Origin of the sequence: Nonomuraea sp. B10E15 (assembly GCF_039871615.1) — a bacterium.
GTDB lineage: Bacteria > Actinomycetota > Actinomycetes > Streptosporangiales > Streptosporangiaceae > Nonomuraea.
Genome location: NZ_JBDPMB010000011.1, coordinates 76,709 through 90,179 on the forward strand (window position 1 = coordinate 76,709; position 13,471 = coordinate 90,179).

A 13,471-nucleotide genomic window follows, 5' to 3' on the forward strand; every position below is an offset into this window, starting at 1 on the left:
GCCGCCCCGCGCTCCCCGGCTCAGCCTCCTAGGGGGCAGGTGTCCAGCCGGGCGCACGCCACGAAGTGCCCCGGCTCGGCCTCGATCAGGGCGCCGGCGGCGCCGCGCTCGTGGTACACGCAGGAGTCCACGGGTGTGGCGTCGTCCCAGGCCTGGTTCATGCGTGGCACGGCCGACAGCAGCTCGCGCGTGTACGGGTGCAGCGGATCCCCGAAGACGCGGCCGGTCAGCCCCATCTCCACGACGCTCCCCCGGCGCAGCACCACGGTGCGCTCGGCGAGGTAGGTGCCGAGCGACAGGTCGTGGGTGATGTAGAGCACGCCCAGCCCTCTGGCCTTCAGCTCGGCCAGCAGGTTGAGCACGTCGATGCGGGTGGAGGCGTCGAGCATGCTGGTGATCTCGTCGGCGACCAGCAGCTTGATGTCCAGCAGCAGCGCGCGGGCGATGAGCAGGCGCTGCAGCTGGCCGCCGCTGAGCTGGTGGGGATACTTGCCGAGCACCTGGCCGGGGTTGAGCCGCACGTCGCGCAGCGCCACCTCGACGCGCTCCGCCCACTCGGCCTGGGGGACGGCCGGGTAGTACGCCTCCTTGATCATGTTGTAGACGCGGTCGGCCTTGAACACCGGGTTGAACGAGCTGAACGGGTCCTGGAAGATGCCCTGGATGTGGCGGTAGTACTCCTTGCCCGCCCGGACGGGCCGCCCGTCGAAGGTGATCGAGCCGCGGGTGACCGGGTTCAGCCCGAGGATCATCCGCCCGATCGTGCTCTTGCCGCTGCCGCTCTCCCCGATCAGCGAGACGACCTCGCCGGGGACGACCTCGAAGCTCACCTCCCGCACGGCCGTGACGCTCTTGCCGCCGAAGGCGCCGATCCTGAATTCCTTGGTGACGTCGTCGAGTCTGAGCATCAGGCCTTCCAGCAAGCGACGTGGTGGTCGGGGGCGAGCTCGGCCACCGGCGGGTCCTGCGCGCACTCGTCCCCCGCGATCGGGCAGCGGGCGCGGAAGCGGCAGCCGGTGGGCGGGTCGAGCAGCGAGGGCGGGCTTCCGGGGATGCCCTCGAGCCGGCGGTCGGCGTAGCGCACGCCGACCTCGGGCAGGGAGTCGAGCAGCAGCTTCGTGTACGGGTGGCGGGGCGCCTTGACGATCACGTCGGCCGGGGCCTTCTCGGCGAGCCGGCCCGCGTACATGACCATGATCGTGTCGGCGATGTGGTGGGTGAGCGCGATGTCGTGCGTGACGAAGATCATGCTCTTGACGTAGCCGCTCTCGCGGAAGCCGAGCAGAGCGCGGGCGACGGCCTTCTGCGTGGAGACGTCGAGCGCCGAGGTGACCTCGTCGGCGATCAGCAGCGACGGGTCGAGCAGCGTGGAGATCACCATCACCATGCGCTGCTTCATGCCGCCCGACAGCTCGATCGGGTAGCGGTCGAGCACCTCGCGGGGCAGGCCGACCTGGTCCATCCGGCGCTCCAGCTCGGTGGTGTCCACCGCCGAGCCCCTGGACCTGAGCAGTTCGGTGACCATCTTGCGCAGTCTGCGGGTCGGGTTGAGCGCGCTCATGGCGTACTGCGGGATGAGGGAGACCTCGCGGAAGCGGAAGTCGTTCATCGCGCGGTCGTCGCCGATCGGCAGCTCCTGGCCGTCGAGCACGACCGTGCCGCCGACGTGGCGCATGCGCCCGTCCATGCGGATGAGGCTCTTGCCCAGGGTGCTCTTGCCGCAGCCGGACTCGCCGACCAGGCCGAGGATCTCGCCGTCGCCGAGCTCGAAGGTCATGCCGTCGAGCGCGCGCACCTCGCCCTTGAGCGTCCTGTAGTATACCCGGAGCTCGCTGACCTGCAGACTCATGTCTCCCTCAGTTTCGGGTTGAAGACCTCGTCGAGCCCGACGTTGGCGACGTAGAGGGCGCCCACGATCGCCGTGATGCCGGCGCCCGGCGGCACGAACCACCACCACATGCCGAGCTGGAGCGCGCTCCACTGGTTGGCGTTCTGCAACATCAGGCCGAGCGAGACGCCCTCGGTCGGGCCGAGGCCGATGAAGTCGAGCGAGGAGGCGATGAGGATCGCGCCGCCGAACAGCAGGATGAACGTCATGAACAGGTAGGAGCTCATGTTCGGCGCGATCTCCCTGGAGATGATCCGCCAGGTGCCGGCTCCGCTCATCCGCGCCAGGTCCACGAACTCCCGGGTACGCAGCGAGAACGTCTGCGCCCTGATCGCCCGCGCCGCCCACGGCCACTGCGTCAGCCCGATGAACAGGCCCTGCACCGCCACGCTCCGGATGCCCAGGTAGGCGTTGATGATCAGCAGCACGGCCAGCGTGGGGATGACCAGGATGACGTTGGTCAGCATGTTGAGCACCTCGTCGACCACGCCGCCCCGGTAGCCGGCCACGAACCCCACGAGCATGCCGATGACCGCCGCGATGCCGCCGCCGATGACGCCCACGAGGAAGGTGGCGCGCAGGCCGTGCACGAACTGGAGGAAGATGTCCTGGCCGAACGTGGTGGTGCCGAGCCAGTGCTCGGCCGAGGGCGGGCTCATGGGGCGGGTGCCGTAGTCGTTGGGCGTGCCGCTCACCAGCAGCGGCCCCACCATGCCCAGCACGAGCAGGACGACCACGATGCCGAACCCGGCCATCAGCTTGCCGTTGCGCACGGCGAAGTGCAGCGCCTCGCGGCGCACCCCTTCCCGCTCGCGGGGCTCGGTCTCCTGGAGTGTCGTCATGCCTGCGCACCCGCCATTCCCGCCCTGGTCCGCGGATCGACCACGACATAGACGATGTCGATGATGAAGTTGGCGATCAGCACTCCGAGCACGATGAACAGGAACGTGCCCTGGAGCAGGAAGAAGTCCTGGTTCTGGATCGCCTTGAGGATCAGGCTGCCCAGGCCCGGGTAGGCGAAGACGATCTCGGTGACGAGCGCTCCCGCCACGAGCACGCCCAGTTGCAGGGCCAGGCCGGTGATCTGGGGCAGGACGGCGTTGCGGAAGGCGTACCTGCGGATGAGCCGGGCGGGCGCGCCGAGCGCCGACAGGTAGTTGGAGTAGTCGGACTCCAGCTCATAGATGATCATGTTGCGCATGCCGATCGCCCAGCCGCCCAGCGCCACCAGGAACAACGACAGGAACGGCAGCGTCCAGTGGTGCAGCAGGTCCAGCACGAACGTCCACGACCAGTTGGGCCGCATCGAGAAGCTGTAGCCGCCCGCGACGGGGAAGAGGCCCGCGATCACGCCGAGCGCCCAGGCCAGCAGCACCGCCAGCCACATGTACGGCATGGCCGTCAGCACGTAGCCGACGGGCAGCACGGTGTTGTCGAGCAGCTTGCGCCGGGCGGCGTAGGCGCCGAACCGGTTGCCCACCACCCAGCTCAGCAGCACCGACGGGATGATCAGGCCCAGCGTGTACGGCACCGCTCCGTTGATCACGGTGCTGACCGGCGTCGGGAACAACCAGATGCTGATCCCGAAGTCACCCTGGAACATCGCGCCCCAGAAGTTCACGTACTGCTGCCAGAGCGGCTGGTCGAAGCCGAAGAGGTCGTTGTAGTAGGCCCGCATCGCCTCGACGGCCTCGGGCTGGGCGACGTTCGCCCGCGCCACCATGCCGGCCACCGGGTCGCCCGGCATGAAGCGCGGGATCAGCCAGTTGACCGTGACGGCGACGAAGAAGGTCAGTCCGTAGATGAGCAGTTTCCTGCTGAAGTAGCGACGCACGCGTGTTCTCCGAGAGGGCCCTCCGGCCCCGGCGGCCCGAGCCGCGCGGGGCGGAGGGGTGAACGGTCAGAGGTCAGGAGCCGGCCGGCTGGAGCTGGGCGAGCGTCTCGAAGCCGCCCAGCTCGAACCAGTTGCGCCACATGACGGCGCCGGTCTTGGGTGCGCTGCCCTCCGCGGCCGGCCAGTTCTTCCACGTGCTGGTGCTGTGCTGCGCCCACAGGCCGTTGTACCAGAGCGGGATGACCGGCATGTCGTCGAAGTGGATCTGCTGGAGCTGCGAGGTGATCTTCTGCATGCCGGCGATGTCGTCGGTCCTGACCTGGTCGAGCTGCTGCACGAGGTCCCAGGCCTTCTCGTTCTCGTAGCGGGCGAAGTTGACCGTGTTCTGCTGCTTCCTGACCGGCAGCTGGAACATGTACTCGTAGTAGGTGTACGGCGAGTTGGACAGCTGGCGCTCGTTGTTGATGAGCAGGTCGAAGTCGCCCTCGGTGCGCTTCTCCACCAGAGCGTTGAAGTCGGGGAAGTCGGGCGTGATCTGGATGCCGGCGGCCTTGGCGCTGGTCGCGATCGACCGGGCCGACTCCATCCAGTCGGTCCAGCCCGACGGCACGATGAGCGTCAGGCTGATCTTGGAGCCGTCCTTGTTCTCCACGAACCCGTCGCCGTCGCCGTCCTTGTAGCCGGCGTCGGCCAGCAGCTTCTTCGCCTTGCCCGTGTCGAAGGCGAAGCCGGACGCGGACACCACGTTCTTGTCCACGAACGTGTCCCACTGCGGGAGCAGGCCCGTCGGGCTGGCCGCCTTGACGAGGTTGCCGTACACGCTCTCGACGATCTTCTTGACGTCGATCGACGAGGCCAGCGCCTTGCGGAAGGCGGGGTCGTCCATCGGCTTCTTCGTGGTGTTGGGCACCAGCCAGGCGGTGTTGGCCGACAACATGTACGGCGGCTCTTTGTAGTAGGTGGTCAGGCCGAAGTTGCCCTGCACCAGGTTGGCCACGCCGGGCAGGAAGTTGTTGCTGAGGTCGAGGCCCTTCTGCAGCAGCATGCCCATCGCGACCTCGTTGCTCGGCGTGGCGATGTCGACGATGTAGCGGGGCCTGGGCTCCATGTCGAGCGCCGTCTTGCCCCACCAGTCGTCACGCCGCTGCAGGACCACGCGGTCCTGGTCCTTGCTCATGAACGTGTACGCGCCCGTGGAGACCGGGTTGTCGTTGGTCCCGTCGAGCACCTCCTTCTCCGAGCGGTCCTTCCAGACGTGCTCGGGGACGATCGCCCGGCTGTAGAGCATGTAGTCCCACTGCTGGTAGTTGGCCTCGGAGAAGGTGAACGTCACGGTCTGGTCGTCGGTCGCCTCGACCTTCTCCAGCCACTCCCAGAGGTTGTGGAACGGGATCGTCTCCATCTTGCCGAGCTCGAAGGTGTAGACGACGTCCTTGGCGGCGAACGGCTGGCCGTCGGACCACTTGACGCCCTGGCGGAGCTTGAGCACGTAGGTGGTGTCATCGGTCCACGAGCCGCTCTCGGCCAGCCACGGGACGAGCTTGGCCGCGTTGGTGTCGTAGTGGAACAGCGTCTCGTACACCAGGCCCTTGGTGCCCACGGCGGAGTCCCACTCCCGGATGGGGTTGTAGTTGAGCGGCGGGCCCCACTGGGTGCCGGTGGTGTACAGGGTCTCGTTGCGCGGCAGCTGGTTGGGGTCGGCGCTGGCGGCGCCGGGCTGGCCCTGCGCCTGTGACGCCGGCGGGTTCGGCGTGGTTCCGCCGCCGGTGCAGGCCGTGGCCAGCAGGCCCGCCGCCACGACCGGGATGAGGATCCGAGCCCGGATACGCATCTCTTCTCTCCTTCCTCCGCGCCAGGCGCGAAGGTTCGCATGTCTGCTAGACAACCCCGATGAGCGGCTTCGAACGGGCCCGCATGCGCTTGGGAGCGCTCCCATCAGGATGGCGAGCACACTCCCCCGTCCGCTGGCCGGTGAGCGATCACTTCTTCAGTAGTCGTAGGCCGGCGACGGCCTGCTGAACCGGATAAGTACCGCGAACGTAAATTCCTGGTGACGCGTACGTCAAGGGCCGTGACGCTTTCGAGACGTGGTCCTGCAAACGCTCTCACTGCGGACCTGCCACGCGCCGAGGCATGAAACGACCACATCGGTGGGTACGGCCTAACCGGTTCAATCAGCGACCCGGCACGGGCGGCGGCGGGGAGCCCGCCTTGATCGCGACGTCGCCTCTGGAGCCACTCTGGTTTACCGGCTTTTATCGCGATTCGATGACAAATCGATAGCTTTCCCGACAGAATGCGGTCCCAACCAGCGTCTATCGCAACTGGAGGCACACCCTTATGCGTAGACCCCTTGGGGTACTCGCCGGACTCGTGACCGTGGCGGCGCTGGGCGCGCCGCTCGGCACGGCGCAGGCCGCCACCACATCCGAGGCCGCGTGCCGGGTGAGCGTGGCCAAGCCCCGGCTCGACGACGAGGCACAGAAGATCACGTCATTCGCCGTCCGCCGCGGGTGCTTCGGCCCCGCGCTCCTCCGCATCCGCATCAAGCGCGCCGTGGAGGGACGGGACCCGGTCGTCAAGAGCGGCGCGACCAGGAACGGCCGCATCACCCTGAAGATCGACTGCCGGCCGGGCACCTATTACGCGTTCGCCACCGACTACCGCGGCCACACCGTCACGTCCAAGGCCGCCAAGCTGACGTGCGAGCCGGGCGACGCCGCTCGTCCTCCCTCCTCGGGCGGGGCGGGCACGGCCGTGGAGAACGAGGTCGTCAAGCTGACCAACGCCGAACGCGCCAAGAAGGGCTGCGGGCCGCTCAAGCACGACAGGAAACTCCGCGCCGCCGCCGTCGGCCACTCCTCCGACATGGCGGAGCAGAACAAGATGGCGCACAAGCTCCCCGGCCGCCCCGACCTCCGGCAGCGCCTCGAGGCGGCCGGCCTCACCGGGTTCCGGGCATGGGGAGAGAACGTCGCCTGGGGCCAGCCCTCCGCGGCCTCCGTGGTGCGGGCCTGGATGAACAGCTCCGGCCACCGGGCCAACATCTTGAACTGCCGCTACAACCTCATCGGTGTCGGCGCGAAGAAGGACGGCCAGGGCCGGATCTACTGGACCCAGGACTTCGTCACGAAGTGATCACCTCCGGGACGCACGGGCGACGGTGGCCGGGGCGTACGCCCCGGCCACCCCGGCCGTCTCAGCCCATCTCCTCAAGCTTGCGCCCCTTGGTCTCCCTGACCCACTTGGCGACGAACAGGAAGGAAAGGACGGCGAAGCCCGCGTACGCGGCGTACGTGAGCGACAGGTTCCACTCCGACAGCGCCGGGAACGACACCGTGATCAGCCAGTTGGCGATCCACTGCGCCCCCGCTGCGACGCCCAGGGCGGCGGCGCGGAGGCGGTTGGGGAACATCTCGCCGAGCAGCACCCAGACCACCACACCCCAGGACAGCGCGAAGAACAACACGAACACGTTCGCCGCCACGAGCGCGATCGCCCCTTGCGGGTTGGGCAGGGACACCGTCCCCTCCACCATCCGCGCCGCGCTGAACGCCCACGCCGCGGTGGCCAGCGAGACCGCCATCCCGGCCGACCCGATCATGAGCAGTGGCCGCCGGCCGATCTTGTCCACCAGCGAGATGGCGATGAACGTGCCGATGATGTTGATGATCGAGCTGGAGAAGCTGATCAGCAACGAGTCGGCCTGGTTGATGCCGACCGACTGCCACAACACGGACGAGTAGTAGAAGATCACATTGATGCCGACGAGTTGCTGGAAGGCCGACAGGACGATGCCGATCCAGACGATCGGCAGCAACCCGAGCGCGGGGCCGCGCAGGTCCTTCAGCCCCGGCACCTTCTCGGTGCGCAGCACGTGCTGGATCTCCGCCACCCGTGCGTCGAGGTCGATGTCCTCGCCCTCGACCTCGGCCAGCACCTCGCGGGCCTTCCTGCTCCGCCCCGACATGATCAGGTAACGCGGGGACTCCGGGATGACCGAGGCGAACAGCAGATAGAGCAGGGCGGGCACGACGCACGCCCCGAGCATCCACTGCCAGGCCTGCAGCGGCCCCAGGTGATAGTTGACGTTGCCACCGGCGATGCTGGCGATCACATAGTTGACCAGCTGGGAGACCGCGATGCCGAGCACGATGGCCAGCTGCTGGAACGAGCCCAGCCGCCCCCGGTAGGCGGGCGGCGCCACCTCGGCGATGTAGGCGGGCCCGAGCACCGACGCCATGCCGATGGCGAAACCCGCGACCACCCGCCAGAACCCCAGATCCCAGACGGCGAACGGCAACATCTGCCCGATCGAGCTGACCGCGAACAGCGCCGCCGCCACCTGCATGGACCGGGTGCGGCCCAGCCGGTCGGCCAGCCGGCCGCCCATCCAGGCTCCCAGGGCGGACCCGAGCAACGCGATCGCCACCACGAACCCGATCACCACCGGCCCCACGCGGAAGTGGTTCTGGATCCCGACGACCGCGCCGTTGATGACGGAGCTGTCGTAGCCGAACAGGAACCCGCCGACAGCCGCCGCCGCCGTGATGAACACGACGTGACTCAAGTGCTCTTTATGGGTGTGCTGAGTAGCCATGCAGGTCCTTCCCCCAGGCCGGGGAACTACCCGCGGATCACGCACGTATGCCCGTCACAGGCGGGGGTCGACCGGCTCCGACTCGAGGGCCAGCACCGCGAAGACCGGCTCGTGGACGCGCCATCCCGGCTCGCCGTCGGCCAGCCGCGACAGCGCCTCCAGCCCCAGCGCGTACTCGCGCAGCGCCAGCGAGCGCTTCTTGCCGAGGAAGCGCCTGCGCAGCACGTCGAGCGACTCGGTGTAGTCGGGGCCGTAGATGATCCGCAGGTATTCGCGCCCCCGCACCTTGACCCCCGGCTGCACGCGGCCCGGCGCGTAGGCGGCCGGCTTGACCACCATGCCCTCGCCGCCCGCCGCCGTCATCGACTCCCACCAGGCGGTGGCCGCGGCCCTGGACCCGGGCGAGCCGAGCGTCACGAAGACGTGCTCGGTCCTGGCGATCAGCGGGGATTCCAGCAGCCCCAACGTGGACAGGTGCCAGGCGTGCGGCTCCAGCGCCGTGGCCCTCCCCTCGCAGGCCAGGATCTGGAACGGCGCCACCCGGATCCCCTCCAGCCCGTCGACGGGCCAGCAGTACCGCGCGTACGCGTCGCGGAACAGGGCGGCGTTGCCGGAGCGGCGCCGGGTGCGGCCGAGCAGGTCGCCGACCTCCAGCCCGCGACCGGCCGCCGCCTCCAGGGCCGCGATCGCCTCGGGCAGCGCGGCGCGGGCGGCCGCCCCGACGGAGGCGTACTGCGACCTGATCAGCTCACCCGCCTTCGCCGACCAGGGCAGCAGCTCGCAGTCGAGCACCACCCAGTCGGAGCCCAGCTCCGCCCAGAGCGGCTCGCAGGCCTCGCGCAGCCGTGCCACCAGGGGCGCGGTGTCGGCGAAGAACGGCCGCCCGGTGCGCGTGAACACCGCGCCCGCGCCGCCGTCGCTCACGCCGAACCGGGCGGCGGCCACCTCCGGCGTCCTGGCCAGCACGGCGACGGCCCGCGAGCCCATGTGCTTCTCCTCGCACACCACCTCGCGCACCCCGGCGGCGGCGAACTCCTCGAACGCCTCGTGCGGGTGCTCCAGGTAGCCGTCGAGCGTGGAGGTCTCCGGCGGCGCCATGGTGGGCGGCAGGTAGACCAGCCAGCGCGGATCGACCGCGAACCGGCTCATGACCTCCAGCGCGGCGGCCGCGTTCTCCTCCATGACCTTGACGCGGGCGCCGAACCTGGTCTCGACGTGCCGGGTGCCGATCACATCGTTGATGTCGAGCATGCCGGGATCGCGCACCTGGGCGGCGCCGAGCGGCTTCGCCGGCTCGTACCACACCTTCTCGGCGGGAACCTGGACGAGTTCGCGCTCCGGATAGCGCAGCGCGGTCAGGTGGCCGCCGAACACGCAGCCCGTGTCGAGGCAGATCGTGTTGTTCACCCACTCGGGGGCGACCGTGGGCGTGTGACCGTAGACGACCATGGCCCGGCCCCGGTACTCGTCGGCCCACGGGTAGCGGACCGGCAGGCCGTACTCGTCGGTCTCGCCGGTCGTGTCGCCGTACAGGGCGAACGCGCGCACCCGGCCCGAGGCGCGGCCGTGGTAGGCCTCCTTCAGCCCCGCGTGCGCGACGACGAGCCGGCCGCCGTCGAGGCGGTAGTGGCTGAGCAGGCCGTCCATGAACGTCCTGGCCCGCTCGGCGAACCCGGGCGGCTGCGCGGCGAGCTGGTCGAGCGACTCCTGCAGGCCGTGCGCGACCCTGACCTTGCGTCCGTTGAGCGCGCGCACCAGCTTCTGCTCGTGGTTGCCCATCACGCAGACCGCCGTGCCGGCCTCGACCATGTCCATGACCAGGCGCAGCACGCCCGGCGTGTCGGGCCCGCGGTCCACCAGGTCGCCGACGAACACCGCGGTACGGCCCTCCGGGTGCGTGTGCCCCCGCGGGCCGCGCTGCCAGCCGAGCTTCCCGAGCAGGGTCTCCAGCTCCGAACGGCAGCCGTGGACGTCGCCGATGATGTCGAACGGCCCGGTCAGCTCCGTCTTGTCCGACCACGCCTTCTCGTAGCCGACCGTGGCGGCGTCGATCTCGTCCAGGCCCCTCAGCACGTGGACCTTCCTGAAGCCGTCGCGCGAGATCTTGCCGAGGGAGCGGCGCAGGTCCTTGCGCTGCCTGATCACCACGCCGGGGCCGAAGTCGCGGTCGGGGCGGGCGGCGTTGCGCTCGATCGCCACCTCCTCCGGCACGTCGAGCACGATCGCGTCGGCCAGCACGTCGTGCTTCCTGGCCAGGTCGATGAGGCTCTTGCGGGCGGCGTACTGGACGTTGGTGGCGTCGACGACGGTGAGCAGCCCCCTGGCCAGGCGCACGCCGACGATGTGGTGCAGCAGGTCGAACGCCGCCGGCGTGGCCGACTGGTCGTTCTCGTCGTCGGAGACCAGGCCCCGGCAGAAGTCGGAGGAGATGACCTGCGTGGGCCCGAAGTGCCGGGCCGCGAACGTGGACTTGCCGCTGCCGGAGACCCCGACGAGCACCACGAGGGAGAGCTCAGGAACGCTGATCACGGGTGAACACTCCCATCTGGGTGGGCGGGCCGACCTCGGGGTCGTCGTCGCCGACCGGTTCGAACGCCACCTGGTAGCCGTGCTGCCCGGCCACCCGGGTGGCCCAGGCGGCGAACTCGGCGCGGGTCCACTCGAAACGGTGGTCGGGGTGGCGCAGCCCGGTCAGGAACTCGTAGCGGACGTTGTGCTCGATGTTGGGCGTGGTGACGAGCACGTGCCCGGGTCTGGCGTGGGCGAACACGACCCGTTCGAGCGCGGCCAGCCGGGGCGGGTCGACGTGCTCGATCACCTCCATGAGCACGGCGGCGTCGTAGCCGGACAGCCGCTTGTCCGTGTAGGTGAGCGCGCCCTGGAACAGGGTGAGCCGGGCCCGCTTGGTGTCCGGCATGCGGTCGAGACGCAGCTTGCGGGCGGCGATGGTGAGGGCCATCGACGAGACGTCCATGCCGCCGACCCTGGCGAACCGGGGCCTGGCGAGCAGCGCGCCGACCAGCTCGCCCTGACCGCACCCAAGGTCGATCACGCTGGCCGCGCCGAGCTGTTCCAGCTTGGCGAGCACGGTCTCGCGCCGCCGCACGCTGAGCGACCTGCCCTTGGGCGCGCCACCGCCCGCGCCCTCGCGCGCCTCGGCGTCCTGAGCTGCGGCGTCCTGGGCTGCGGCGTTCCGTGCCGGTTCGAGGTCTGTCGGTGGTTCTGCGGTTTCGCCGGTCGTGGCGCCGGCCCCCGTGGCCTCCGGCTCTGCGGTCTCCGCCTCCGTGGCGGCCTCGTCGGCGGGCGCGTCCTCCTCGACCGCGGGCTCCAGCTGCTCCTCGGTCTCGTCGCCCAGCTCCGCCAGGCGCGCCAGCGCGGTGCGGGCCAGCTTCGAGCGCCGCCCCAGGTAGCGCCGGGTGATCAGGCCGCGCTCCGGGTGGCCGTGCAGCCATCCCTCCCCCGCCCTGATGAGCTTGTCGACCTCGTCGGGCGCGATCCAGTAGTGCTTGCCGTCGTCGAGCACCGGCAGCAGCACGTACAGGTGGTTGAGCGCGTCGGCCAGGCGGGCGGACCCGCTCAGGGTGAGCCGGACGTAGCGCGACTCCCCCCACTCAGGGAAGCCGTCGTCGAGCACGATCGGCTGCGCGGCCACCTCCCAGCCGAGCGGCTCGAACAGCCGCCGCGCCAGGTCGGGCCCGCCCCGGCAGGGCAGCGCGGGCAGCCGCAGCTCCAGCGGCAGCGGCGTGCCCGGCAGCTCGGGCCTGGCCCTGCACCGGCCGGCCCGCGCGGTGCGGAACACGTCGGCCAGCGCCACGGCCAGCAGCGAGGAGGCGGCGTAGGGGCGGTCGTTGACGTACTGCGACAGGCTGAAGTCGGGCGAGCCCTTGCCACGCGACCTGACCAGCGCGATCGGGTCGACCTCGAGCATGAGCGCCGCCGTGCAGCGCTCGTCGCCGGCCTCGGGGTAGAACACCGTGGCCGTGCCGAACGACTGGCCGAACTCCTGCACACGCTCGGGATGCTTGTGCAGGAGAAAGCCGAGATCGGTGGCGGGCCGCGCGGTGGTCGTGATCGTCAACAGCACCCGCACAAGTGTGCCGTAACCACGCGAAGCGCCGCCAATCGATTACGCCACGTGCGGAAGCACCTCGGCGGCGATCAGCTCCAGGTGTTCCAGGTCGGCCAGGTCGAGGATCTGCAGGTAGACATGCTCCGCGCCGAGCTCGGCGAGCTCGGCGAGCTTCTCGGTCACCTCGGCGGGGGTGCCGGCCAGGCCCCGCTCGCGCAGGGTGTCCGGGTTCTCGCCGACGGCCGCCGCACGCCGCTCGACCTCCGCCCGGTCGGCTCCCACGACCGTGGTGTGCGCCGTCGACAGCAGCACGGTGCGCCCGGTGCTCTCGCACGCCGCGCGCACCCGGCCGAAGGCCTCCCCGACCTCCGGCAGGGTGCGGAACGGCACGTTGTACTCGTCCGCGTACGTCGCCGCCAGCCGGGGCGTGCGCTTCGCGCCGAACCCGCCGATGATGACCGGCGGCCTGGGCCGCTGGACGGGCTTGGGCAGGGCGGGCGAGTCGGCGAGCCGATAGTAGCTGCCCTCGAAGGAGTAGCCCTTCTCCGCCGTCCACAGGCCCGTGATGATCTCGAGCTGCTCCTCGAAGCGCGCGAAACGCTCGCCCGTCGGCGGGAAGGGGATTCCGTACGCGGCGTGCTCTCCGTCGTACCAGCCGGTGCCGAAGCCCAGCTCGGCCCGGCCGCCGCTCATCTGGTCGACCTGGGCCACGCTGATCGCCAGCGGCCCCGGCAGCCGGAACGTGGCCGGGCTCACCAGCGTACCCAGCCGGATCCTTGAGGTCTCCCTGGCCAGGCCGGCAAGCGTGATCCAGGCGTCGGTCGAGCCGGGGCCCGGGTCGCCGGCGCCGATGCGCTGGTAGTGGTCAGACCGGAAGAAAGCGTCGAAACCCAGGCGTTCGGCAGCCTGTGCGACGGAGAGCAGGTCGTCATATGTCGCGCCCTGCTGGGGCTCAGTGAAGATCCGCAGCTTCATGCCCACATTATCCGCACACAACGGACGCGAACCTGCAAAGGGCCGCGCCGTGCCGCCCGCGGTTGGTAGCGTGCACCAGCCAGCGCTGTACGTAGCCGACCGAAC

10 protein-coding genes are annotated in these 13,471 nt (G+C 69.9%); 1 reads left to right on the forward strand and 9 read right to left on the reverse strand.

Annotated features, from left to right (window positions below; all coding sequences use genetic code 11):
• Nucleotides 1-20 precede the first annotated feature (20 nt).
• The 5 genes from ABGB14_RS28025 to ABGB14_RS28045 form a co-directional block, all read right to left on the reverse strand.
• Nucleotides 21-908, reverse strand: a complete 888-nt coding sequence (locus tag ABGB14_RS28025; RefSeq protein ID WP_347646804.1) for an ATP-binding cassette domain-containing protein — start codon at nt 906-908, stop codon at nt 21-23.
• Complete coding sequence (locus ABGB14_RS28030; RefSeq protein WP_347646805.1) at nt 908-1,849, reverse strand: ABC transporter ATP-binding protein; 942 nt, start codon at nt 1,847-1,849, stop codon at nt 908-910. The genes ABGB14_RS28025 and ABGB14_RS28030 overlap by 1 nt, the downstream gene beginning before the upstream one ends.
• Nucleotides 1,846-2,730, reverse strand: a complete 885-nt coding sequence (locus tag ABGB14_RS28035) for an ABC transporter permease (protein WP_347646806.1) — start codon at nt 2,728-2,730, stop codon at nt 1,846-1,848. The genes ABGB14_RS28030 and ABGB14_RS28035 overlap by 4 nt, the downstream gene beginning before the upstream one ends.
• Nucleotides 2,727-3,722, reverse strand: coding sequence for an ABC transporter permease (locus ABGB14_RS28040; protein WP_347646807.1), 996 nt, complete (start codon nt 3,720-3,722; stop codon nt 2,727-2,729). The genes ABGB14_RS28035 and ABGB14_RS28040 overlap by 4 nt, the downstream gene beginning before the upstream one ends.
• A 73-nt stretch (nt 3,723-3,795) precedes the next feature.
• A complete protein-coding gene (locus ABGB14_RS28045; protein WP_347646808.1) occupies nt 3,796-5,553 on the reverse strand; it encodes an ABC transporter substrate-binding protein in 1,758 nt (585 codons plus the stop codon).
• Between the two features lie 509 nt (nt 5,554-6,062).
• On the opposite strand from ABGB14_RS28045, the gene ABGB14_RS28050 reads away from it, so the two are divergent.
• Nucleotides 6,063-6,860, forward strand: coding sequence for a CAP domain-containing protein (locus ABGB14_RS28050; protein ID WP_347646809.1), 798 nt, complete (start codon nt 6,063-6,065; stop codon nt 6,858-6,860).
• A 61-nt stretch (nt 6,861-6,921) separates the two neighbouring features.
• On the opposite strand, the gene ABGB14_RS28055 is transcribed toward ABGB14_RS28050, so the two are convergent.
• Genes ABGB14_RS28055 through ABGB14_RS28070 form a run of 4 tightly spaced genes read right to left on the reverse strand, consistent with a single transcriptional unit; the run spans nt 6,922 to nt 13,366 of the window.
• The gene (locus ABGB14_RS28055) at nt 6,922-8,322 is read right to left on the reverse strand and encodes a sugar porter family MFS transporter (protein WP_347646810.1); all 1,401 of its coding nucleotides are present in this window, start codon (nt 8,320-8,322) and stop codon (nt 6,922-6,924) included.
• Nucleotides 8,323-8,376: 54 nt separating this feature from the next.
• Nucleotides 8,377-10,851, reverse strand: coding sequence for a polynucleotide kinase-phosphatase (locus ABGB14_RS28060; RefSeq protein WP_347646811.1), 2,475 nt, complete (start codon nt 10,849-10,851; stop codon nt 8,377-8,379).
• Complete coding sequence (locus ABGB14_RS28065) at nt 10,835-12,406, reverse strand: 3' terminal RNA ribose 2'-O-methyltransferase Hen1 (protein ID WP_347646812.1); 1,572 nt, start codon at nt 12,404-12,406, stop codon at nt 10,835-10,837. Before ABGB14_RS28065 ends, ABGB14_RS28060 begins: the two co-directional genes overlap by 17 nt.
• 42 nt (nt 12,407-12,448) lie before the next feature.
• Nucleotides 12,449-13,366 carry an LLM class F420-dependent oxidoreductase gene (locus ABGB14_RS28070; RefSeq protein WP_347646813.1) on the reverse strand — a complete coding sequence of 306 codons (918 nt, stop codon included), beginning with the start codon at nt 13,364-13,366 and terminating at the stop codon, nt 12,449-12,451.
• Nucleotides 13,367-13,471 lie beyond the last annotated feature (105 nt).

What these genes read in the sequence shown, in the direction of transcription:
- ABGB14_RS28025 (WP_347646804.1), bottom strand. Translation starts at nt 908, where the DNA reads ATGCTCAGACTCGACGACGTCACCAAGGAATTCAGGATCGGCGCCTTC.
- ABGB14_RS28030 (WP_347646805.1), bottom strand. Translation starts at nt 1,849, where the DNA reads ATGAGTCTGCAGGTCAGCGAGCTCCGGGTATACTACAGGACGCTCAAG.
- ABGB14_RS28035 (WP_347646806.1), bottom strand. Translation starts at nt 2,730, where the DNA reads ATGACGACACTCCAGGAGACCGAGCCCCGCGAGCGGGAAGGGGTGCGC.
- ABGB14_RS28045 (WP_347646808.1), bottom strand. Translation starts at nt 5,553, where the DNA reads ATGCGTATCCGGGCTCGGATCCTCATCCCGGTCGTGGCGGCGGGCCTG.
- ABGB14_RS28050 (WP_347646809.1), top strand. Translation starts at nt 6,063, where the DNA reads ATGCGTAGACCCCTTGGGGTACTCGCCGGACTCGTGACCGTGGCGGCG.
- ABGB14_RS28055 (WP_347646810.1), bottom strand. Translation starts at nt 8,322, where the DNA reads ATGGCTACTCAGCACACCCATAAAGAGCACTTGAGTCACGTCGTGTTC.
- ABGB14_RS28070 (WP_347646813.1), bottom strand. Translation starts at nt 13,366, where the DNA reads ATGAAGCTGCGGATCTTCACTGAGCCCCAGCAGGGCGCGACATATGAC.